The organism is Nocardioides sp. GCM10023255 (assembly GCF_042653125.1).
In the GTDB taxonomy this organism is placed as follows: Bacteria; Actinomycetota; Actinomycetes; order Propionibacteriales; family Nocardioidaceae; genus Nocardioides.
Window position 1 is genome coordinate 27305 of the sequence record NZ_JBHSHU010000010.1, and the last position, 21757, is coordinate 49061.

The 21757-nt window shown below is 73.2% G+C and carries 25 protein-coding genes and 1 riboswitch; of the genes, 2 read left to right on the top strand and 23 right to left on the bottom strand.

Features of this window, described 5'->3' with window-relative positions:
- Window positions 1-13 precede the first annotated feature (13 nt).
- The gene (locus ACFO9I_RS16715; RefSeq protein ID WP_379182863.1) at window positions 14-937 is read left to right on the top strand and encodes an aldose 1-epimerase family protein; all 924 of its coding nucleotides are present in this window, start codon (window positions 14-16) and stop codon (window positions 935-937) included.
- 18 nt (window positions 938-955) lie between these two features.
- Here ACFO9I_RS16715 and ACFO9I_RS16720 read toward each other — a convergent pair whose 3' ends face one another.
- The 11 genes from ACFO9I_RS16720 to ligD all read right to left on the bottom strand — a co-directional run bounded on the left by ACFO9I_RS16720 (window position 956) and on the right by ligD (window position 10230).
- Window positions 956-1438: a PH domain-containing protein gene (locus ACFO9I_RS16720; protein WP_379182865.1), complete on the bottom strand. Its 483-nt coding sequence runs from the start codon at window positions 1436-1438 to the stop codon at window positions 956-958.
- A complete protein-coding gene (hisG, locus tag ACFO9I_RS16725; RefSeq protein ID WP_379182867.1) occupies window positions 1422-2276 on the bottom strand; it encodes an ATP phosphoribosyltransferase in 855 nt (284 codons plus the stop codon). The genes ACFO9I_RS16720 and hisG overlap by 17 nt, the downstream gene beginning before the upstream one ends.
- A gap of 8 nt (window positions 2277-2284) precedes the next feature.
- Window positions 2285-2548, bottom strand: coding sequence for a phosphoribosyl-ATP diphosphatase (locus tag ACFO9I_RS16730; protein WP_379182869.1), 264 nt, complete (start codon window positions 2546-2548; stop codon window positions 2285-2287).
- A 168-nt stretch (window positions 2549-2716) separates the two neighbouring features.
- On the bottom strand, window positions 2717-3205 hold the full coding sequence (ribH, locus tag ACFO9I_RS16735) for a 6,7-dimethyl-8-ribityllumazine synthase (protein ID WP_379182871.1): 489 nt from the start codon (window positions 3203-3205) through the stop codon (window positions 2717-2719).
- A 1-nt stretch (window position 3206) separates the two neighbouring features.
- Window positions 3207-4463 carry a bifunctional 3,4-dihydroxy-2-butanone-4-phosphate synthase/GTP cyclohydrolase II gene (locus ACFO9I_RS16740; RefSeq protein WP_379182873.1) on the bottom strand — a complete coding sequence of 419 codons (1257 nt, stop codon included), beginning with the start codon at window positions 4461-4463 and terminating at the stop codon, window positions 3207-3209.
- Window positions 4460-5134 (bottom strand): nicotinamide riboside transporter PnuC, encoded by a 675-nt coding sequence (gene pnuC, locus ACFO9I_RS16745; RefSeq protein WP_379182875.1) that lies wholly within the window; start codon window positions 5132-5134, stop codon window positions 4460-4462. Before pnuC ends, ACFO9I_RS16740 begins: the two co-directional genes overlap by 4 nt.
- Window positions 5134-5766, bottom strand: coding sequence for a riboflavin synthase (locus ACFO9I_RS16750; RefSeq protein WP_379182877.1), 633 nt, complete (start codon window positions 5764-5766; stop codon window positions 5134-5136). The genes pnuC and ACFO9I_RS16750 overlap by 1 nt, the downstream gene beginning before the upstream one ends.
- Window positions 5766-6824, bottom strand: coding sequence for a bifunctional diaminohydroxyphosphoribosylaminopyrimidine deaminase/5-amino-6-(5-phosphoribosylamino)uracil reductase RibD (gene ribD, locus ACFO9I_RS16755; protein ID WP_379182879.1), 1059 nt, complete (start codon window positions 6822-6824; stop codon window positions 5766-5768). The genes ACFO9I_RS16750 and ribD overlap by 1 nt, the downstream gene beginning before the upstream one ends.
- A gap of 86 nt (window positions 6825-6910) precedes the next feature.
- A riboswitch (FMN riboswitch) is annotated at window positions 6911-7062 on the bottom strand.
- A gap of 76 nt (window positions 7063-7138) precedes the next feature.
- Window positions 7139-8434: an MFS transporter gene (locus ACFO9I_RS16760; protein ID WP_379182881.1), complete on the bottom strand. Its 1296-nt coding sequence runs from the start codon at window positions 8432-8434 to the stop codon at window positions 7139-7141.
- 140 nt (window positions 8435-8574) lie between these two features.
- Entirely contained in the window at window positions 8575-9237 is a 663-nt protein-coding gene (gene rpe, locus ACFO9I_RS16765) for a ribulose-phosphate 3-epimerase (RefSeq protein WP_379182883.1), read from the bottom strand.
- Window positions 9238-9261: 24 nt separating this feature from the next.
- On the bottom strand, window positions 9262-10230 hold the full coding sequence (ligD, locus tag ACFO9I_RS16770) for a non-homologous end-joining DNA ligase (protein ID WP_379182885.1): 969 nt from the start codon (window positions 10228-10230) through the stop codon (window positions 9262-9264).
- A 39-nt stretch (window positions 10231-10269) separates the two neighbouring features.
- Here ligD and ACFO9I_RS16775 point away from each other — a divergent pair, with 39 nt between their 5' ends.
- Window positions 10270-10995: an AAA family ATPase gene (locus tag ACFO9I_RS16775; RefSeq protein ID WP_379182887.1), complete on the top strand. Its 726-nt coding sequence runs from the start codon at window positions 10270-10272 to the stop codon at window positions 10993-10995.
- Here the strand turns inward: ACFO9I_RS16775 and ACFO9I_RS16780 are convergent.
- The 12 genes from ACFO9I_RS16780 to pyrF form a co-directional block, all read right to left on the bottom strand.
- On the bottom strand, window positions 10992-12392 hold the full coding sequence (locus tag ACFO9I_RS16780; protein WP_379182889.1) for an RsmB/NOP family class I SAM-dependent RNA methyltransferase: 1401 nt from the start codon (window positions 12390-12392) through the stop codon (window positions 10992-10994). The genes ACFO9I_RS16775 and ACFO9I_RS16780 overlap by 4 nt on opposite strands.
- Window positions 12385-12786, bottom strand: a complete 402-nt coding sequence (locus ACFO9I_RS16785; RefSeq protein WP_379182891.1) for an MmcQ/YjbR family DNA-binding protein — start codon at window positions 12784-12786, stop codon at window positions 12385-12387. The genes ACFO9I_RS16780 and ACFO9I_RS16785 overlap by 8 nt, the downstream gene beginning before the upstream one ends.
- Window positions 12787-12818: 32 nt before the next feature.
- On the bottom strand, window positions 12819-13745 hold the full coding sequence (gene fmt, locus ACFO9I_RS16790) for a methionyl-tRNA formyltransferase (RefSeq protein ID WP_379182893.1): 927 nt from the start codon (window positions 13743-13745) through the stop codon (window positions 12819-12821).
- 14 nt (window positions 13746-13759) lie between these two features.
- The gene (def, locus tag ACFO9I_RS16795) at window positions 13760-14305 is read right to left on the bottom strand and encodes a peptide deformylase (RefSeq protein WP_379182895.1); all 546 of its coding nucleotides are present in this window, start codon (window positions 14303-14305) and stop codon (window positions 13760-13762) included.
- A 49-nt stretch (window positions 14306-14354) separates the two neighbouring features.
- On the bottom strand, window positions 14355-16397 hold the full coding sequence (locus ACFO9I_RS16800; RefSeq protein ID WP_379182897.1) for a primosomal protein N': 2043 nt from the start codon (window positions 16395-16397) through the stop codon (window positions 14355-14357).
- A gap of 156 nt (window positions 16398-16553) precedes the next feature.
- Entirely contained in the window at window positions 16554-17744 is a 1191-nt protein-coding gene (gene metK / locus ACFO9I_RS16805) for a methionine adenosyltransferase (RefSeq protein WP_379182899.1), read from the bottom strand.
- A gap of 72 nt (window positions 17745-17816) precedes the next feature.
- Window positions 17817-19070, bottom strand: a complete 1254-nt coding sequence (coaBC, locus tag ACFO9I_RS16810; protein ID WP_379182901.1) for a bifunctional phosphopantothenoylcysteine decarboxylase/phosphopantothenate--cysteine ligase CoaBC — start codon at window positions 19068-19070, stop codon at window positions 17817-17819.
- Window positions 19071-19094: 24 nt separating this feature from the next.
- Window positions 19095-19427 (bottom strand): DNA-directed RNA polymerase subunit omega, encoded by a 333-nt coding sequence (rpoZ, locus tag ACFO9I_RS16815; RefSeq protein WP_379182903.1) that lies wholly within the window; start codon window positions 19425-19427, stop codon window positions 19095-19097.
- Between the two features lie 33 nt (window positions 19428-19460).
- Complete coding sequence (gmk, locus tag ACFO9I_RS16820) at window positions 19461-20063, bottom strand: guanylate kinase (RefSeq protein ID WP_379182905.1); 603 nt, start codon at window positions 20061-20063, stop codon at window positions 19461-19463.
- Entirely contained in the window at window positions 20056-20376 is a 321-nt protein-coding gene (gene mihF / locus ACFO9I_RS16825) for an integration host factor, actinobacterial type (RefSeq protein WP_379183649.1), read from the bottom strand. The genes gmk and mihF overlap by 8 nt, the downstream gene beginning before the upstream one ends.
- 109 nt (window positions 20377-20485) lie before the next feature.
- A complete protein-coding gene (locus tag ACFO9I_RS16830) occupies window positions 20486-20923 on the bottom strand; it encodes a hypothetical protein (protein ID WP_379182907.1) in 438 nt (145 codons plus the stop codon).
- Entirely contained in the window at window positions 20920-21744 is an 825-nt protein-coding gene (gene pyrF, locus ACFO9I_RS16835; protein WP_379182909.1) for an orotidine-5'-phosphate decarboxylase, read from the bottom strand. The genes ACFO9I_RS16830 and pyrF overlap by 4 nt, the downstream gene beginning before the upstream one ends.
- Window positions 21745-21757: the final 13 nt, after the last annotated feature.

Consider the following 21757-nt stretch of genomic DNA (forward strand, 5'->3'; position numbering starts at 1 on the left):
TAGGGTTGGGCGCATGCTCCCTCCCAGTGGCGACCAGTTCGAGATCACCGGTGGCGGCTACCGCGCCGTCGTCACGGAGAGCGGTGGGGCGCTCCGCCTTCTCGAGCACGCCGGACGTCCCCTCCTCGACGGGTTCGCCGAGGACGAGATGGCGCCGGGCGGACGTGGCCAGCTGCTGATGCCCTGGCCCAACCGCATCCGGGACGGGGCCTACACGTTCGGCGGCCGTGACCTGCAGCTGCCGCTCACCGAGCCGCGGCTGGGCAACGCCTCGCACGGCCTGGTGCGCTGGGTGGCGTGGAGCCTGGAGGAGCACACGACGCACTCGGTGTCGCTGGTCTACCGGCTGATGGCCCAGACCGGTTACCCCTGGACGCTGGACCTCCACGTCCTCTACGACCTCTCGGCCGACGGGCTCACGGTCACCCAGACCGCCACGAACATGGCCGGCTCGCCGGCGCCGTACGCCAGCGGGGCCCACCCCTACCTGGTGGTCGGGCCGGGGCAGGTCGACAGGCTCGAGCTGACGCTGCCGGCCGCGAGCCGTCTCCTCGTCGACGACCGGCTGCTGCCGGTGGACCGCGAGCAGGTCGAGGGCACGGCGTACGACTTCCGGATGGCGCGGCCGGTGCGCGACACCCGCTTCGACGACGCCTTCACCGACCTCGAGCGCGACGAGCACGGCGTCGCCACCGCGGTGCTGCGCGACCCTGCCACCGGTCACGGCGTGGCGCTCTGGGCCGACGAGCGGCACCGCTGGCTGCAGGTCTTCAGCGCCGACGAGGTGCCGGACACGGCGCGGCGGTCGCTCGCGGTCGAGCCGATGACCGCCCCGGCGGACGCGTTCCGCTCGGGCATCGACCTCGTCACGCTGGCGCCGGCGGGCGAGGACGGTGACGAGCACTCCGCCTCGTGGGGCGTGCGGGCGCTGGACTGACCCGGGGCGGGCGTCGCGTCAGCGGTCGATGAGAGCCCGCAGCTGGCGGACCGCGGTGCGGGCACGGGCGCCGTCGGAGCCCTGGATCCCCAGCGCCGAGGCGGTCGTTCCGTCGCTGAGGTCGAGGGTCACCCAGGGTGCCCCGGGCGGCAGGTGGACCGCCACGATCTCCGCCCAGTCGTACTCCCGTCGGCGGTAGCCGTTGACCACGACGAGGCGGTCCTCCTCGGCCACGACGCGGGAGCGGACCAGCGCGAACCACGCGGAGAACGCCAGCAGGCCCAGGAAGACCAGCGTCCCGCGCTGGAACATCGTGAACTTCGCGCGCGTCTCGGCGTCGAAGGAGAACCACGCGAAGGCGCACACCACCAGGAGGGCGGCACCGAAGCCGACCCCGGCCACCCGGGCACCGAAGGGCCGCCAGGTGTGCGGGAGGGTCACCGGGCCCGGCCCGCTCGGCGCCGCCCCACCGGACGCCGGCACGTCAGAGCCGGCAGGCATGGATGTCGGTGAGCAGGATGCCGCGCGCGCCGAGGTCGAACAGCTCGTCCATCAGGCGTTGCGCCCCGTCGCGGGGGACCATGGCGCGGACCGCCACCCAGCCCTCGCGGTGCAGCGGCGAGACCGTGGGGCTCTCGATGCCCGGGGTGAGCGCGACCGCCGAGGAGACGTGCTCGCTCTTGATGTCGTAGTCCATCATCACGTAGCTGCGGGCCACCAGGACGCCCTCGAGCCGGCGCTGGAAGACCTCGAAGCCGCTGGGCACCGACCCGGTGCGGGTGATGAGCACGGCCTCGGACTCGAGGATCACCTCGCCGAACGTCTCGAGTCCCGCCTGGCGCAGGGTGCTGCCGGTCTCGACGACGTCGGCGATCACGTCGGCCACCCCCAGCTGGATGCTGGTCTCGACCGCACCGTCGAGGCGGGTCACGGTCGCGTCGATCCCGCGCTCCTCGAGGAACGCGCGCACCACGCCGACGTACGACGTGGCGATGCGGGTGCCCGTGAGCTGGCCGAGGTCGGAGTACTTGCCGGCGGGGCCGGCGAAGTGGAACCGGCTGCGGCCGAAGCCCAGCTCGAGGACCTCGTCGGCCTTGGCGCCGGAGTCGCGGAGCAGGTCACGGCCGGTGATGCCCACGTCGAGGGTGCCCTCGCCGACGTACAGCGCGATGTCGCGTGGGCGCAGGTAGAAGAACTCGACGCCGTTCTCGGCGTCGATGAGCGTGAGCTCCTTGGAGTCGTGGCGCTGGCGGTAGCCGGACTCGCGCAGGATCTCGGACGCGGACTGGGACAGGGATCCCTTGTTGGGGACCGCGACCCGCAGCAGGGGTGCACTCATGGCAGACCTCAGAGGTGGGTGTAGACGTCGTGCAGGGAGATGCCACTGGCGAGCATGAGCACCTGGGCGTGGTAGAGCAGCTGGCTGATCTCCTCGGCCGTGCGCTCCTTGCCCTCGTGCTCGGCCGCCATCCAGGACTCGGCGGCCTCCTCGACCAGCTTCTTGCCGATGGCATGGACCCCGGCGTCGAGCTCCTTGACGGTGCCTGACCCCTCGGGTCGCTCGCGGGCCTTCTCGGAGAGCTCCGCCCAGAGCTCGTCGAACGTCTTCACGGTCGACCAGCCTACGGTGTCCGCCGACCTGCTGCTCCCCCACGTCCAGCGGCGCCGACCCGCCGTTACCTGGCCCACACTCCGGTGCGGCTGCGACGGGTCGGCGTGGTACGACGTGAACGCGCGACGGGTGGGCGTCGTACGTCGTGAACCTGCGACGGGTCGGCGTCAGGACTCGTAGCCGCGCTTGATCGTGCGCAGGGTCTGGGCGGTGAGCAGGGCGGCCGAGGTGGCCTCGTAGCCCTTGTCCTCCTTCGAGCCCTCCAGCCCGGCGCGGTCGAGGGCCTGCTGGTCGTCGTCGCAGGTGAGCACCCCGAAGCCGACCGCGGTCTGGTGGTCCAGGGCGACCCGGGTCAGGCCGTCGGTCGCGGCGTTGCAGACGTAGTCGAAGTGCGGGGTGCCGCCCCGGACCACCACGCCGAGGGCGACCACGGCGTCGTACCCCTGGGCGGCCAGCGCCGCGGCGACCACCGGCAGCTCGAAGGTGCCCGGGACGCGCACCACGGAGGGTGCCTCGACCCGGTGGTCCTCGCAGGCGCGCAGCGCGCCGGCGAGCAGGCCGTCCATCACCTGCTGGTGCCAGCTGGCGGCGACCACCGCCACCCGCAGGTCGTGGCAGTCCACCGGCTTCTGGTCGGGGGCTCCGGCTCCACTCATGTCAGGCTCCGTTCACGGTCAGGTCGTCGGTCGCGGTCCCGGTCAGGTCGGGCAGCACGTGGCCCATCCGGTCCCGCTTGGTCAGCAGGTAGGCGAGGTTGTGGTCGTTCGGGTGCGGGGTGAGCGGGATCCGCTCGGCCACGGCGATGCCGAAGTCCTCGAGGTTGCTCACCTTGTCGGGGTTGTTGGTCAGCAGCCGCACCTGGCCGATGCCGAGGTCGCGCAGCACCTGGGTGGCGGTGCCGTAGTGGCGGGCGTCGGCGGGCAGCCCGAGGTCGAGGTTGGCGTCGACGGTGTCGCGGCCGCCGTCCTGGAGCTGGTAGGCCTGCAGCTTGGCGACCAGCCCGATGCCGCGGCCCTCGTGGCCCCGCAGGTAGACGACGACTCCCCTGCCCTCGGCGACGATGCGCTGCAGCGCCTCGTCGAGCTGCGGGCCGCAGTCGCACCGGTGGCTGCCGAAGACGTCGCCGGTCAGGCACTCGGAGTGCACCCGCGTCAGCACCGGCTCGTCCCCCGACACGTCGCCGTGGACCAGCGCGATGTGCTCGGAGCCGTCGACGGTGATGCGGTAGCCGTACGCCGTGAAGTCGCCGTGGCGCGTGGGCAGCCGGGTCTCGGCGACCCGCTCCACGAGGTTCTCGTGGCGGCGGCGGTAGCGGACCAGGTCGTCGATGGAGATCATCGCGAGCCCGTGCTCGTCGGCGAACTCGCGCAGCTCGGGACCGCGCTTCATGGTGCCGTCGTCGTTCACGACCTCCACGAGCACGCCCGCGGGCGTCAGGCCGGCGAGCTTCGCCAGGTCGACCGCCGCCTCGGTGTGGCCGCGCCGGACCAGCACGCCGCCCTCGCGGTAGCGCAGGGGGAACACGTGCCCGGGCCGGGTGATCTCCCACGGCTCGGTGGCGGAGTCCGCGAGCACCCGGACCGTGTGCGCCCGGTCGGCAGCGCTGATCCCCGTGCTGACGCCGTCGCGCGCGTCGACCGAGATCGTGTACGCCGTGCGCAGCTTGTCCTTGTTGTGCGGGGTCATCAAGGGGATCTCGAGCCGGTCCAGCATGTCGGCGGGCATCGGCACGCAGATGACGCCACTGCTGTAGCGGATCGTGAACGCCATCAGCTCCGGCGTGGCCTTGCTGGCCGCGAAGATGATGTCGCCCTCGTTCTCGCGGTCCTCGTCGTCCACGACGACCACGGCCCTGCCGGCCGCGATGTCGGCGATCGCCCGCTCGACGGTGTCCAGGCGGACCTTCTCGCTCATGCGTGTGCTCCTTCGAGGGGGGCGACCTCGGCGGCCGCCGTACGGGTGTGCCGCCACCAGGCGGCGAGGCCGACGACGCAGAAGCCGCCGTAGAACAGGTACATGCCGGCGGTCGGGTAGTAGCCGGCCTGGACGAGCGTCGTCACGCCCACGGCGTCCACGGCGATCCACACCAGCCAGAACTCCACCCAGCCGCGCGCCATGCCGTAGGTCGCCAGCAGCGACCCGGCGAGGATCCAGGCCTCGGTGGTGGGGTTCCACGACCCGATGCGCTGCAGCAGCTCGTACGCCGCGGCGTACCCCACGACCGCGAGGACGAGGAGCAGCGCGCGCTCGGGGCCGGTCGCCCACCGGGGCTCGATCGCACCGCCGTCGACCGCGTCGCGGGTTCGCGACCAGCGCCACCAGCCGTAGAGGCCGGCGACCGCGAACATGATCTGACGCCCGGCCTGGCCCCAGAGCGGCTCGCCACCGGTCTGGCCGCTCAGCTCGCCGCTCACGAAGACCGTGAACAGCAGGACGTTGCCGACCAGCCCCACCGGCCAGGCCCAGACCCGGCGCCGCATGCCCAGCAGGGCGCTGGCGAGCCCGAACAGGTTGCCGACGACCTCGCGCACCGAGAGGCCGGAGTCGCCCACGGGGATGGTGCCGTGCAGCAGCCAGTCGAGCATCAGGCGTCCTTCCGCTCACGGGCCGCGAGGAACCGCTCGAGATAGCCGCTCGTGACCAGCTTCTCCACGTGCTTGGCGATCACGTCGGTCTCGAGGTTGACCCGGTCCCCGGACTGCCGGAAGCCGAGCGTCGTGCGCGCCAGGGTCTCGGGGATCAGGCTCACGGTGAAGCTGGCCTCGCCGGCCGACACCACGGTGAGGCTGACGCCGTCGACGGTGATGGAGCCCTTGTCGACCAGGTGGTGGGCGAGTCCGGGGGGCAGGGCGATCTCGACGACCTCCCAGTGCTCGCTGGGGGTCCGGCCGACGATCGTGCCGACCCCGTCCACGTGGCCCTGGACGATGTGGCCGCCCAGACGCTTGTCGGCGGTCACGGCCCGCTCGAGGTTGACCCGGTCCCCCGGGGAGACGCCGTACAGGCTGGTCTTGTCGAGGGTCTCCTGCATCACGTCGGCGGTCCAGGTGTCGGCGGTGCGCGACGCGACGGTCAGGCAGCAGCCGTTGACCGCGATCGAGTCGCCGAGCCCGGCGTCCTCGAGCACGGTGGCGGCCCGGATCGTGAGCCGGATGGCGTCACCCTGGTCCTCGACCGCCTCGACGGTCCCGAGCTCCTCGACGATTCCGGTGAACATCAGGCTCCTTCGTGGGTGGGGGTCATGGTGATACGGACGTTGGGCTGCTCGCCGTCCAGGGCAGGCAGGACCGTGACGTCGACGACGTCCGGGCGCAGGGCGTCGGAGATGGTGCCGATCCCGAGGTCCGCGACGGCGTTGCGGCCGCTGCCGAGGAGCATCGGCGCGACGTAGGCGACGATCTCGTCGACCACGCCTGCGCGGAGGAACGCGGCGGCCAGCGTCGGGCCGCCCTCCAGGAAGACGTGCTGACGGTCGAGGGCGAACAGCTCGGTCAACGCGGCATGCGGGTCGCGGGTGCGCAGGCGCACCGTCGCCGCTCCACCGGCCAGCGACGCGTCGAAGACCCGGCGACCGGGGTCGAGGTCACGCTCCCCCATGACCGCGCGCAGGGGCTGCTGCGGCAGCGGCCGGTCGTGCTCGTCGCGGACCGTCAGGAGCGGGTCGTCGACCTCGATGGTGTTGGTGCCCACCAGCATCGTGTCGCAGAGTCCCCGCAAGCGGTGGGTGTCGCGGCGTGCAGCGGTGCTCGAGACCCACCGGCTGGTGCCGTCGGCGGCGGCACTGCGCCCGTCGAGGGTCGCGGCGAACTTCCAGGTCACGAACGGCCGTCGGTGCTCGACGGCGAACGTCCAGCTGCGGTTGACCGCGCGTGCCTCGTCGGCCAGGAGACCGCCCACGACCTCGATGCCCGCAGCCGCCAGGGTCTCTCTCCCACCGGCCGCGACCGGGTTGGGGTCGGCCTGGGCGAAGACCACGCGGCGTACGCCGGCGGCGACGAGTGCCTGCGCGCACGGACCGGTGCGGCCGGTGTGGTTGCACGGCTCGAGGGTGACGACCGCGGTAGCGCCGCGGGCCGCCGTACCCGCCCGGGACAGGGCGTCGACCTCCGCGTGACCGGTGCCCGCCCCCCGGTGGAACCCCTCGGAGACGGTGCGGCCGTCATCGTCGAGGAGCACGCAGCCGACCCGGGGGTTCGGACCTCGCGGCACGCCCGGGGTCTGCGCGAGCTCGAGGGCGCGACGCATCGCGCGCTCCTCGGCGCAGCTGCTGCTCATCTGGCCCCTCCGGTCCGGTCGCGGACTCCGGGGCGACGGCGGGTGCCACGCGCTCGCCCGTCACGGACGGACTGCGGGTCACCTACCTGCGTGCGCTTCCCATCCGGACTTTGACCGTCGGTCCAGGATTTCCACCTGGTCAACCGGTCACTGGCTGTGACCGGGTCGCGGACTTCTGGGCGAAAAGCTTCGACCAGTCACCGCCGGCTCGGAATTGCACCGACCCCAGAGCACGCGAGTAATTGAACTCGTCGGGTCCAGTTTGCCACAGGGCCGCGCGCAGGCAGCGGTGAGGTGGCCCACAGCCCGGCCGCTCAGGACTCGTCGGGGTCCGGCGGCGGCGTGGCGACGTGGGACGGGTGGGGTGTGGGCACCGCGGCCTGGACGACGTGCTCCGCCTCCGGCTCCCGGAGCTCGTCGAGCTGGAGCAGGGTCTTCGGCAGCAGGGTCAGGAAGGCCGCGGCCAGCACGATCGTGGCGAGCGTGAGGGAGGTGGCCAGCAGGCCGAAGGCGTCCACGGCGGGACCGGCGAGGACGAGCCCCAGCGGCCCCGCGGCGTACGTCGCGGACGTGATCACGCCGATCACGCGACCGCGCATCGGCTCGGGCGTGAGGACCTGCATCGCCAGGTTGAGGATCGGCTGGACCGGTCCCCAGAACAGTCCCGTCAGCGTCGCGAGGCAGATCATGGCACCAAGCGGCGGGAGCGCCGCCAGGCCCAGCAGGGCGAGGCACGCGGTGATCACGCTGATGACGAAGACCCGGTGCCGGCCCCACCGGTCGACGAACCAGGGGTGGCACAGCGAGCCGACCACCCCGCCGCCGCTCATGGCAGTGACGACCAGGCCGAGCTGGCCGGGGCTGCCCAGCGCGGTGAAGTGGACGGGCAGGATCACCGACTCGAACGGGAGGTACGCCGACACCAGCAGGCAGCACAGCAGGGTCGTGTCGCGCAGCAGCGGCTGCCGCCACACGAAGACCAGCCCCTCGGCGGTGCCGCGCCAGACGCTGCCGGGACGTTCGTGGTGGGCCGGCCGGCCCGACCCGGGCACCCGGAGCAGCACGGTGCAGGTGACCGCGAGGCCGAAGCCGGCGGCCGTGCCCCACAGCGCGGACTGCGGGCCGACCAGGCCGATCAGGAGGCCGCCGAGGCCGGGCCCGAGGAGGTAGGCGACGCCGAAGACCGCCTCGTGGACGGCGTTGGCCCGGTCCCACGCCCAGCCGGCAGCCGTCGCGGCCCCGGGGAGCATCGCCTCGCGTGCGGTGTAGCCGGCCGGGTCGAGGCCGGCACCGACCACGGCCAGGGCGATCAGCCACGCGGCGTTCAGCTGGTCGAGCAGCCCGAGCAACGGGATGGCCGCGACGCTGACACCGCTGAGCACGTCGGAGAGGATCGCCACCCGCTTGCGACCGACCATGTCGACGATGGTGCCGACGAACAGGCTGGCGACCAGCAGCGGGAGCAGCGTGGCCGCGGCGACCGCTCCAGCGGCCGACGCGCTGCCGGTGATGTCGAGGACCAGCCAGGGCAGCACCACGATCGCCACGCCGTTGCCGACGCCGGACGCGAGGTTCCCGGCCTCGAGGAGGACCAGCGGCGTACGGCGCACAGCCCATGATCCCCCGAGCACCGACGAGGTTGCGCCGACTCGACCCGTTCCAGCAGCGAGGTTGCGCCGACTCGACCCGTTCCAGCAGCGAGGTTGCGCCGACTCGACCCGTTTTGGCGGCGAGGTTGCGCCGACTCGACCTAGCGGGTGACGGCCTCGGCCCGGGCGCGCAGCTCGGAGACCATCCGGTCGGGGTCGTCGGCGGAGTAGACCGCGGAGCCGGCCACGAAGACGTCGGCGCCGGCCTCCGCGCAGCGTTCGATCGTCTCCAGCGAGACGCCTCCGTCGACCTGCAGCCAGGTCTCGACGCCGTGCTTGTCCATCAGCTGGCGGGCCCGGCGGATCTTGGGCAGGCACAGGTCCAGGAACTTCTGGCCGCCGAACCCGGGCTCGACGGTCATCACGAGCAGCATGTCGAGCTCGGGCAGCAGGTCCTCGTAGGGCTCGATCGGGGTGGCCGGCTTGAGCGCCATGCTGGCGCGGGCGCCGTGGGAGCGGATCTCGCGGGCCAGGCGCACGGGGGCCTTGGCCGCCTCGACGTGGAAGGTCACCGACCCGCAGCCGGCCTCGACGTACGCCAGCGCGTTGCGGTCGGGGTCCTCGATCATCAGGTGGGCGTCCAGCGGGGTGTCCGTCGACCGGGCCAGGGCCTCGACCATAGTGGGACCGAAGGTGAGGTTCGGGACGAAGTGGTTGTCCATCACGTCGACGTGCACCCAGTCGGCGCTGCCGATCCGGGCCACCTCCGCCCCGAGGTCGGCGAAGTCGGCGTTCAGGATGCTCGGCGTGATCTGGATACCCACGGGGCACGATCCTAGGGCCCCGCGTCAGGCCCGCCCATCGGGGTCGGCCGGAGGCTCCGCACCGGCCCGCTCGTCGCGCTCGGCCCACTCCAGCAGCGGGGCGATGTCGAAGACGTGGTCATCGATGTCGGCGTGCAGGTCGCCGATCTCGGCGAAGCGCTGCGGCACCGTGAAGATGGTGAAGTCGCGCGGGTCGACCGAGTCCACCTCGTCCCAGCGGATCGGGGTGGAGACCCGGGCGTCGGGCAGGCCCCGGACGGAGTACGCCGCCGCGATGGTGTGGTCGCGGGCGTTCTGGTTGTAGTCCACGAACAGGTGGTGCGGCTCGCGGTCCTTCTTCCACCAGGTGGTCGTCACGTCGTCGGGTGCGCGCCGCTCGACCTCGCGGGCGAACGCGAGCGCGGCGCGGCGTACGTCCTTGAACCCGTGGTCGGGCGGGATGCGGACGTAGACGTGCAGCCCCTTGCTGCCGCTGGTCTTGGGGAACCCGGTCGCCCCCAGCTCGTCGAGGACCTCGCGCGCCACCTGCGCGACCCGCTGGACGGTGGCGAAGTCGCAGGCGGGCCCGGGGTCGAGGTCGATGCGCCACTCGTCGGGCTTCTCGGTGTCGTCGCGGCGGCTGTTCCACGGGTGGAACTCCACCGTGGACATCTGCACCGCCCAGATCACGCTGCCCAGCTCGGTGACGCACAGCTCGTCGGCGGTCCGGTTCCAGCGCGGGAAGTGCAGCTGCACCGTCTCCACCCACGGCGGGGCACCGGCCGGCAGCCGCTTCTGGTGGACCTTGTCACCGGCCAGCCCCTTGGGGAAGCGGTGCAGCATGCACGGCCGCTCGAAGAGGGCGTTGACGATGCCGGGGCCGACCGCGAGGTAGTACTCGACGAGGTCCAGCTTGGTCGCGCCCGAGTCGGGGAAGTAGACCCGGTCCGGGTTGCTCACCCGGACCACCCGGTCGTCCACCTCGATCTCCACGGCAGGCGGCTTGGCGGGCATGCGGTCAATCTAGGGGGTGGACGGTCGTACGGTGCGGACATGGACTTCGACCAGCCGCCGGTCGTCCGGGTGTCGGTGGATCCCGAGCGCACCCTCCCGCCGAGGGGGTGGCCGATGACGATCCCTGCCGTGGCCCAGCTGGCCCGCGAGGGGCTCGACCTGCCGAAGGGGGTGACCTTCCTGGTCGGCGAGAACGGCTCGGGCAAGTCGACGCTGGTCGAGGCCGTGGCCACCGCCTACGGGATGGCCCCCGAGGGCGGGTCCACCGGCAGCCAGCACGCGACCCGCGCCACCGAGTCGCCGCTCGCGGACGCGCTCCGGCTGCAGCGCGGCATCGGTGCCGCGCGGTGGGGGTTCTTCCTGCGGGCGGAGACGATGCACGGGTTCTACAGCTACCTCGAGGACAACCCCGGCAAGCAGGACGCCGCGTACCACCGGATGAGCCACGGCGAGTCGTTCCTCGAGCTCCTCGAGCGCCGCTTCGACGCGCCGGGCTTCTACTGCCTCGACGAGCCCGAGGCCGCCTTGTCGTTCTCGTCGGTCCTCGGCCTCGTGTCCGTGCTGCACGGCGTCGTGTCCGCCGGCGGGCAGGTCCTGTGCGCCACCCACTCCCCCGTGCTCGCGGCGATGCCCGGGGCCACGATCCTCGAGGTCGGCGAGTGGGGGCTGCGGCCCACGACGTGGGAGCAGCTGGAGCTGGTGCAGCACTGGCGGGCCTACCTGGCGGCACCGCAGCGCTACCTGCGGCATGTGATCGACGACTAGCGATCAGCCTTGCGCAGCAGCGCCATGAACATCGCGTCGGTGCCGTGCCGGTGCGGCCACAGCTGGACCGTCCCCGGGGTGGGGCCGACGCAGTTCGGCACGCCGGGCAGCAGCGTGGTGGCGTCCTCCAGGGTGACGTCGGAACGGGTCTGCAGGATCGAGGCGACGACGCCCTGGGTCTCGGCGAGGACCGGCGAGCAGGTCGCGTAGAGCACCACGCCGCCCGGCCGGACCAGGTCGAGGGCGGAGCCGAGCAGAGACCGCTGCAGCAGGACCAGGGCGAGCAGGTCGTCGGCCTTGCGCCGCCAGCGCGCCTCGGGCCGGCGGCGCAGCGCACCCAGCCCCGTGCACGGCGCGTCCACGAGCACCCGGTCGAAGGTGTCCGCCCGCCAGGGTGGGGCCGTGCCGTCGGCGGCCAGCACTCCAAGGACGCCCTCGGCGCCCGCGAGCGAGCGGGACACCAGACGGGCCCGGTGCGGCTGCCGCTCCCCCGCGACCAGGCGCGCACCGCGGCGCGAGGCCAGCGCCGCCAGCAGCGCCGCCTTGCCGCCCGGCCCGGCGCATAGGTCGAGCCAGGTCCGGTCCTCGCCCTCGACCGGCGCGGCGGCGAGCGCCATCGCGACCAGCTGCGAACCCTCGTCCTGCACGCCCGCACGGCCCTCGGCCACCGCCGGGACCGACCCCGGGTCGCCGCCCTCCAGGACCACGCCGTACGGCGACCACGGCGTCGGCTCGCCGGGCAGCTCCTCCCGGGTCGCGCGTCCCGGGCGCGCCACCAGGGTGACCTTGGGCGGCTCGTTGTCGGCGGCGAGCAGGTCGTGGAGCTCGTTCCAGCCCACCGCGATGCGCAGCTCCTCGACGACCCACTGCGGGTGGCTGTACGCGATCGAGGCGAAGCGCACCGGTGCGACCCGCGGATCCGGGGCCACCCGGCCGATCCACTCCTCGAGTTCCTGCTCGGCGACCCGGCGCAGGACGGCGTTGGCGAAGCCGGCCGCTCCCGAGCTGACCTTGGCCCTGACCAGGTCCACGGTGGTGCTGATGGCGGCGTGCGACGGGACCCGCATCGAGAGCAGCTGGTGGGTGCCCAGCCGCAGCGCGTCGAGGACCTTGGCCTCCACCTTGCTCAGCGGCCGGTCCACGCAGGCCGCGAGGATGGCGTCGTAGGTGCCGCGCCAGCGGATCGTCCCGGAGGCGAGCTCGGTGACGAACGCCGCGTCACGCCCGCTCAGGCCGTGGTGCTTGAGGACGGCGGGCAGCACGAGGTTGGTGTAGGCCTGGTCGACGCGGACGGCCTTGAGCACGTCCAGCGCGGCCAGCCGGGCCGGGTCGACGCCCGCCTTCGCCGGCCCCGAGCGGGAGGCGGTGCGACCGGTCCGGGTGGGCACGTCAGCCATCGAGGAACTTCCTGGCGAGGGCCTTGGGCGCCTTGGCCGCCCAGGCGTCGGTGATGATCTCGACCAGCTCGTCGCGGTCGATCTCCCCGAGGCGGGACTGCTGCACGAGCACGGCGTCGTAGCCGCGGAAGTGGTCGATGGTGAAGAACGGCAGCCGCACGTCCTGGACGAGCGCCTCCTTCTCGGCCGTGGACGGGACGGTGATGACGAGCAGGTCGTCGTACATCTCACCCGTCGCCGGGTCGACGGCGGTCCGGTGCGGGGCCCGGTAGAGCAGGAAGCCCTTGCCGCGCACCTTGTACGTCGGCCGGTCGCCCCAGGACGTGCCGAGCTCGACCTCCGGCAGAGACATGCAGATCTCGTGGATGTCGTCGGCGCGGGCCCGGCGAGTCATGCTCTCGACGGTAACGGGAGCCAGCACACCGATCATGCGAAACGTGAACCTGTGTCGAGCCGCACACCCCGCGCCCAGTCGGCAGCGGCCATCTGCTTCTTCCCGAAAGCCTTGACCTCGCCCAGCCGGACGGGGCAGGTTCCGGTGCCGACGTGGACCGCGTTCTTGGTGACGTGGAGGACGCCGGGTGGCAGCGGCTCGAGGTCGCCGTCCGGCGTGACCGGGCCGACCTTGATCCGCTGGTCCTCGTGGGTCGACCAGGCGCCGGGGGCCGGGGTGCAGGCGCGGATCCGCCGGTCCACCGCCACCGCGGGCTCGGTCCAGTCGACGCGGGCGTCGTCCACGGTGATCTTCGGGGCGAAGCTGACCCCGTCGGCCTGCTGCGGCCGGGCCTCGAGCATGCCGTCCTCGATGCCGTCGAGGGTGGCGACGAGCAGCCCCGCCCCGCCCTCGGCCAACCGGGCCAGCAGGTTGCCCGCGGTGTCGCGGGGGCGGATCCGCTCGGTCATCACGCCGAAGGTCGGGCCCGCGTCGAGCTCCTTCACGATCCGGAACGTCGTGGCACCGGTGACCTCGTCACCGGCCCACAGCGAGTGCTGCACCGGGGCGGCGCCACGCCAGGACGGCAGCACCGAGAAGTGGAGGTTGACCCAGCCGTGCACCGGGATGTCGAGGGCCGACTGGGGCAGCAGCGCGCCGTACGCCACCACCGGGCAGCAGTCGGGCGCCAGCTCGCGCAGGGCGGACTGGAACCCGGGGTCCCGCGGGTGGTCGGGCGTGAGGACCGGGATGCCGAGCTCCTCGGCGCGCTGCCCGACCGGGCTCGCGACCAGCTTGCGACCGCGCCCGGCGGGCGCGTCGGGACGGGTGACGACACCGACGAGCTCGTGGCGGGAGTCGGCGAGGGCGTCCAGCGAGGGCACGGCCACCTCGGGGGTGCCGGCGAAGACGAGGCGCATCAGGTCGAGCCCCGTCAGAACCCGAGCCCGCGGGTCGCGTGCGGCGACACCTTCACGGTGGGCTTCTCCAGGCCGAACCAGTCCGAGTCGCGGATCGCCTTCATGGCGGCCTTGCGCGCCTCGGGGTCGAGCCGGTCGACGAACAGGACGCCGTCGAGGTGGTCGGTCTCGTGCTGGATGGCGCGGGCGAGGTAGTCGGAGCCGCTGATCGTCACCGGCTCGCCGTACATGTCGAAGCCGTGGGCGACCACGCGCAGTGCGCGGCGGCAGTCGATGGTGAGCCCGGGGATCGACAGGCAGCCCTCCGGGCCGTCCTGGACCTCCTCGGAGAGCTCGAGACGCGGGTTGACGAGGTGGCCGACCTCGCCGTCGACGTTCCAGGTGAAGGCCCGGAGCCCGACACCGATCTGCGGGGCCGCGAGGCCCGCACCGGGCGCCTCGAGCATCGTGTCGGTGAGGTCGGCGATGAGCTTGCGCAGCTCCTTGTCGAAGTCGACGACCTCGATCGCGGGCTTGCGCAGGACGGGATCGCCGAAGAGACGGATGGGCTGGACGGCCACGGGACTCCTTGCACTGGGGGATGCGATGGACAGTCTAGGGAGCCATCCGTCACAGCGTCGGGGGGTCCACCTGGATCCGCACCGCGGTGAGCTTGCGGGCCGAGCGCATCCGCTGCAGGTCGCCCAGGGCCCTGGACAGCGCGCTCCCCTGGGCCCGCGGGACCCGGACCACCACCCGGCACTCCCCCTCCTCGACGTCCACCGGCCCGAGGACCTCCGCCCCCGGCGGCGGCGACAGCAGGGTCAGGGCGTCGTCGACGGCGCCCGGCTCACCGGTGACGGTCGCGATCCGGCTGGCCGGCGGCAGGTGGGCTTCCTGACGCTCCTGCATCTCCCGGGCCGCGAAGCCGGCCGGGTCCCAGCGCACCAGCGCCTGCAGCGCCGGATGGGCCGGGTCACCGACCGCGATGACCGTGCCGCCCGCGCGGACCAGGCCGGCGGCGTTGCTCCACCGGCGCAGGGCCTCCTCGTCGGTGCGCAGGTCGGTCCGGCCGAGCAGCAGCCAGGTGTCGAGCAGCACGACGGCGGGGTAGCCGCCGGGCGCCACCGGCTCGGCCCCCGGCGTGGCCACCACGATGGCCGGGGCGTCGTCGACGTCGCTGAGCACGCGGTCACCGCTGGACGTGCGGACCCGGACCGCGGGGAAGGACCTGCCCAGCTCCTCGGCCGTCCTGGCGTCGCCGAGGACCGGCGCGCGCAGCCCCCGGTGGCCGCACTCCGGGCAGCGCCACTCCTCCGCCGCCGTCCCGCACCAGCGGCAGGACGGCGGGGTGGTCGCGCCGGTCAGCGCCAGCGGCCCGGTGCAGGACGCGCACCGGGCCGGGGTCCGGCAGCGCTCGCAGGCCAGCGCGGCGGCGTACCCGGTCCGCGGGGTCTGCACCAGGACGGGACCGTGCAGCAGCCCGGCCCGGATGGCGTCGTGGACCTGCCGGGGGACGCGCGACGCGCGCGCCAGCGGGTCGCGGGCGAGGTCGAGGTCGGACGCGCCGGCCACACCGACGGTGACGCGCTCGCGGAGGACGCCGCGCGGTGGGGCGAGCTCGCGGGCCCAGCCCGTCCGGAGGAGGTACTCCGCCTCGACCGTGCGCGCGAACCCGCCGACCAGGGCGGCGGCACCCTCCCGCTCGGCCCGCAGCAGCAGCGTCTCGCGGGTGTGGGGGTACGGCGCGCGGGGCTCGGCGTGGAGGTCGTCCCCGTCGTCCCACACCACGACCAGGCCGAGGTCGCGCACCGGGGCCAGGGCGGCCGCGCGGGTGCCGACCACGACCCGGCGGGCGCCGCGGCTGAGGGCCAGGAAGTCGCGGTAGCGCGCCGCGGGCCCGCTGTCGGCGGCCAGCAGGACGTGGTGGCCCTCGCCGAGCACCTGCGTGAGCGCCCGGTCGACCCGGGCGGCGTCCTTGCCGTCCGGGACGCAGAGCAGCACACCGCGGCCGGCGGAGTACGTCGCCGCGGCGGCGTGGGCCAGCGCGAGCGGCCAGTCGGTGGCGGGCGCGACCGACCAGACGGCACGCGGGCTGCCGCCCTCGGCGAGGTGGTGCAGGAACGCAGCGGCGGGCTCGTGTCCGGCCCAGGCGGCGGCCGCGGCGGCCCGGTCCCAGGGGCGGGGCTCCGGAGCGGGCGCCGAGGGCTGCTTCTCGGTGGTCGCGTGGCGGGGCGGGACGGCCAGGCGGAGCACGTCGGCCCGGGCACCGGCGTAGCGCGCGGCCAGGTCGGCGGTGAGCCCGGCCACCTCGGGGGTCAGCACCTGCTCGGGGCTCACCACCCGGCGAAGCGGGGCCAGCCGGCCCGGGTGGTCGGACTCGGCGGCGCGCGCGACGACGTACCCGTCCACGTCCTGGCCGGCGAAGCGGACCTTGACCCGGGTGCCGGGACGGGCGGCCTCGGCCATCGCCGCCGGGACGGCGTAGTCGAACGGGCGGTCGAGGTGGGCCAGCTGGACGTCGACGAGCACCCGCGCGACGGGGTCGACCTCGGTGATGGCCTGCTCGGCGGCCTTCCGGGCCCGGGTGGCGCGCGCCTTGGCCTGGGACGCCTTGACGCTCGCCCGGACCATCCCGGGCAGCAGCTCGGGCTGCTCCTCGGGGTCGGTCATGGGCGCAGTTCTACCAGCGGGCGCCGACGGGTCGGGGGGCGACATCGGGCTCCTGACGGCGACGAGCGGCGGACCGGTCAGGCAAACCGGCACTTGTCAGGGCGCACCACCTGACAAGTGCCGGTTCCACCGGCCGGCCGGTGAAAAGTGCCGCCCTCAGCGACCCGCAGCGGCGCGCAGCGCCTCGGCGCGGTCGGTGCGCTCCCAGGTGAACTCGGGGAGCTCGCGGCCGAAGTGGCCGTACGCCGCGGTGCGGGCGTAGATCGGACGCAGCAGGTCGAGGTCGCGGATGATCGCGGCGGGGCGCAGGTCGAAGACCTCGAGCACCGCCCGCTGGATCTGCTCGTCGGGGACCGAGCCGGTGCCGAAGGTCTCGATGAACACACCGACCGGCTGGGCCTTGCCGATGGCGTAGGCCACCTGCGCCTCGCAGCGGCGGGCCAGCCCGGAGGCCACGACGTTCTTGGCCACCCAGCGCATGGCGTACGCCGCGGACCGGTCCACCTTCGACGGGTCCTTGCCGGAGAAGGCACCGCCGCCGTGGCGGGCCATGCCGCCGTAGGTGTCGACGATGATCTTGCGGCCGGTCAGGCCGGCGTCGCCCATCGGACCGCCGACGACGAAGCGGCCGGTGGGGTTCACCAGCAGCCGGTAGCCCTCGGAGGGGATCTCGAAGGTCTCCAGCACCGGGTCGATGACGTGCTTCTTCACGTCGTCCTCGAGGGTGCCGAGCTCGATCTCCTCGGCGTGCTGGGTGGAGAGCACGACGGTGTCGATGCGGACCGGGCGGTTCTCGGCGTCGTACTCGATGGTGACCTGGGTCTTGCCGTCGGGCCGGAGGTACTCCAGCGTCTTGTCCTTGCGGACCTCCGAGAGGCGCTCGGAGAGACGCTGCGCGATCACGATCGGCAGCGGCATGAGCACGTCGGTGTCGTCGCACGCGTAGCCGAACATCAGGCCCTGGTCACCGGCGCCCTGCTTGTCCATCGCGTCCACGGAGCCGGTGCGGCTCTCGTGGCCGGTGTCGACGCCCTGGGCGATGTCGCCGGACTGGCCGCCGATGGCCACCATGACGCCGCACGAGTGGCCGTCGAACCCCTTGAGCGACGAGTCGTAGCCGATCTCGAGGATCCGCTCGCGCACGACCTTCTTGATGTCGACGTAGCCGGTGGTGTCGACCTCGCCGGCCACGACCACGAGGCCCGTGGTGAGCAGCGTCTCCACGGCGACGCGGCTGGCCGGGTCCTGCGCGAGCATCGCGTCGAGAACCGAGTCGCTGATCTGGTCGGCGATCTTGTCCGGGTGACCCTCGGTCACCGACTCCGACGTGAAGAGACGTCCAGGCACAGTGCTAACCCACTCCCGTTCGATGGCGATACCGCAACGATATCGATCGTCCCGAAACGCGGGACGAACGTCTCAATCTTGCAGCCTGCGGGCCACTTCGTCCCAAATGACATGCGCCAGGGCCGACTTCGATCCGTGCGGCACCTCGACGGCCGCACCGTCCGCGCCGAGGATCACGGCCTCGTTGTCGGGGCTGCCGAAGACCGCTCCCCCGCTCACGTCGTTGACGACCAGCAGGTCGCAGCCCTTGCGCGCGAGCTTGGCCCGCCCGAGCTCGAGGACCGAGCCGGTGTCGTCTCCGGTCTCGGCTGCGAAGCCGACCACCACCGAGCCGGGCCGGGCCCGGTCGGTGCTGATCTCGCGCAGGATGTCGGGGTTCTGGGCCAGCTCGATCGCGGGAGCCGACCCGTCGGCGGCCTTCTTGATCTTGGCGTCGCTGACGGTGGTCGGCCGGAAGTCGGCGGGGGCGGCGGCCATCACGACGGCGTCGGCGGTGGCGGCCGCCGAGACGACCTCCTCCCGGAGCTGGGCGGTCGTCTCCACCCGCACCACCTTGACCCCGGCCGGGTCGGCCAGCGACACGTTGGCGCTGACCAGCGTGACCTCCGCGCCGCGGGCGGCCGCGGCCCTGGCCAGGGCGTAGCCCTGCAACCCCGAGGAGCGGTTGCCGAGGAACCGGACCGGGTCGAGGTACTCGCGGGTGCCGCCGGCGGAGACGACGACGGTGCGGCCCGCCAGGTCGGACGCGGCGGCGCCGCGGGCCAGCACCTCGGTGCAGGCCTCGAAGATCTCGGCCGGGTCGGGCAGCCGCCCCTTGCCGGTGTCCTTGCCGGTGAGGCGGCCCTCGGCCGGCTCGATGACGACGCACCCGCGCGAGCGCAGGGTGGCCACGTTGGCGCGGGTCGCGGCGTGCTCCCACATCTCGGTGTGCATCGCCGGGGCGAGCACCACCGGGCAGCGCGCGGTCAGCAGGGTGTTGGTGAGCAGGTCGTCGGCCAGGCCGTGCGCGGCCTTGGCCATCAGGTCCGCCGTCGCCGGCGCCACCACGACCAGGTCGGCGGTCTGCCCGATCCGCACGTGCGGCACCTCGTGCACGTCGCTCCACACGTCGGTCGCCACCGGCTTGCCCGACAGCGCCGCCCAGGTGGGCGCGCCGACGAACTCCAGGGCGGCGGCGGTGGGCACCACCGTGACGTCGTGGCCGGACTCGGTGAAGCGGCGCAGCAGCTCACAGGCCTTGTACGCCGCGATCCCGCCGGAGACCCCGAGGACGACACGAGGCCGCCCCCCGGCTCGGGGAACGGCCACGTGGTCGTTGCTGGTCATGCGGTCAAGCCTGTCAGAGCTGGGTCACTCCGGCGAGCTGAACGACTGCTCGAGCGTGGCGGCCTTGGCGGCGGCCTCCTCGGCGGCGAGCTCGGCGGGGTCGATGTCCTCGCAGGTCAGCAGGTCCTCGTTGATCTCGCGCAGCGCGATCGAGAGCGGCTTCTCCTGGACGTGGGTGTCGACGAGCGGGCCGACGTACTCCAGCAGGCCCTCGCCGAGCTGGGAGTAGTAGGCGTTGATCTGCCGGGCGCGCTTGGCGCTGTAGAGGACCAGCTTGTACTTGCTGTCGGTCTTGGTGAGCAGGTCGTCGATCGAGGGGTTGGTGACACCCTCGGCGGCGATGTTGGGGGCAGACACGCGTGAAGCCTCGCTGGGTCAGTAGGGGTCGGATCAGGATTCGGAGGGGCGGAGCGGAGGACGCTCTTCTCCCACCGTCATCAAGGTTACCAACTGCTCGGCTGCAGCGTGAACTTCGTGGTTGACGATCGTCACGTCGAACTCCTGCTCGGCGGCCAGCTCCTCGCGGGCGGTCTCGAGGCGGCGCTCGCGCTCCTCCTCGGTCTCGGTGCCGCGGCCGACCAGCCTGCGGACCAGCTCCTCCCACGACGGCGGCGCCAGGAAGACGAACAGCGCGTCCGGCATCGTCTCGCGGACCTGCCGGGCGCCCTGGAGGTCGATCTCGAGCATCGCGGGCCGTCCCGAGGCCAGCGCCAGGTCGACCGGCTGCCGCGGCGTGCCGTAGCGGGCCGCCTTGTGCACCACCGCCCACTCCAGCAGGTCGTCCTCGGCGATCATCCGGTCGAACTCCTCGTCGGAGACGAACCAGTAGTGGACACCGTTGACCTCCCCCGGCCGCGGCTTGCGGGTGGTGGCGGAGACGCTGATCCAGACCTCGGGGTGCGACTCGCGCACCGCCGCCGCGACGGTGCCCTTGCCGACGGCGGTGGGGCCGGCGAGGACGACGAGCCGGGAGCGGCGCTCCGGGTCAGTCACGCCCGGCGAACTCGCGCTCGAGCGCGGCCACCTGCTTGGTGCCGAGACCCCGCACGCGGCGGCTCTCGGCGATGCCGAGCCGCTCCATCACCTGACGCGCCCGGACCTTGCCGAGGCCGGGCATCGACTGCAGCAGGTCGACCACGCGCATCTTGCCGATGACCTCGTTCTCCTGGCCCTCGCGCAGGACGTCGACGATGGACCCGCCGGAGTTCTTGAGGCGGTTCTTCACCTCGGCCCGTTCCCGACGGGAGGCGGCGGCCTTGTCGAGGGCCGCCTGGCGCTGTTCGGGGGTGAGCGGGGGCAAGGCCACGTGCGTCATGTCCTTCGGGTGGAGGGGTGGAGACGGTGAGAGGTCAATCTAGTCAGAACTCTCGGCGTGCAGCAATCGCGGCCCGCACCACCGCCGGTCCGGCATCCGGCTACAGCGTCAACGGCGTCTGGCAGACGTCGCGCGCCTCCTGGTCGAGCGCCTGCAGCGCGGCCAGGGTGGGCCCGCTGCCGAGCTCGCGTGCGGCCGCGTCGATGCGGGCCTTCTCCTCCTCGCTCAGTCCGTCCGGCGGGTTCTTGCGGTCGTACGACGCGGGGTCGACGCCCGCCGCCTGCAACGCCTCGTCGAGGGCCTCCACCCGGCCGACGACCTGCTGCCACTCGTCGCTGATGTCGCTGGGCGACTTGTCCTGCAGGTCCTTGAAGATGTCCAGGGCCCGGATCAGCGAGTCCTGCCCGCCGTCGCTCGTGATGTCGGTGAGCTCCTGCTGGTGCTCCTCGACCGCCGAGCAGTAGTCGTCCTTGCTGTCCCCGCACCCGGCGGCCACCGGCAGCAGGGCGAGGACGAGCAGCACCGGCGCCAGCCTCATCCGCGCAGCCCCGCGAGCTCGTCGTTGGCACGTGCCGCGGCGTCGGCCAGCGCGCGCGGGTCGGGACCCGCGCGCAGGATCTCGCGGGACGAGCTCGCGAGCACCGCGCCGGCCGCGCTGCCGAAGATGCGGCGCATGTCGGCGACGGTGCCACCCTGCGCGCCGTACCCCGGCGCGAGGAGGGGGCCGTTGATGTCCAGCCGCTCGCGGGTCTCCCCGATCGTGGCGCCCACGACCGCGCCGAAGGAGCCCAGCGGCTCGGCGCCCTCGTTCAGGCCGCGGAGCCGGTCGAGGACCAACCCGGCCACGGTGCCGCCCTCGGCGGTGGCGGCGTGCTGCACCTCGGGGCCCTCCTTGTTGGAGGTCAGCGCGAGGACGAAGACTCCGGCGCCGTGGCGACGCGCGGTCTCGATCATCGGGTCCAGCGACCCGAACCCCAGGTAGGGGCTGGCGGTGATGGCGTCCGCGGCCAGCGGCGAGCCCGGGTCGAGGTAGGCGTCGGCGTAGGCCTGCGAGGTCGACCCGATGTCGCCGCGCTTGACGTCGAGCAGGACCAGCGCGCCCGCGGCGCGCGAGGCGGCGACGACGCGCTCGAGCACCGCGACGCCGCGACTGCCGAAGCGCTCGTAGAAGGCGGACTGGGGCTTGACCACCGAGACGTGCGGAGCGAGCCCCTCCACCGCGGTCATCGCGAACCGTTCCAGACCGGCGACGTCGTCGTCGAGGCCCCACTCGTGCAGCAGCGAGGCGTGGGGGTCGATCCCGGCGCAGAGCGGGCCACGCTCGGCGATCGCGGCGTGGACTCGGGTCCCGAAGGTCATGCGGCTGCCTCTC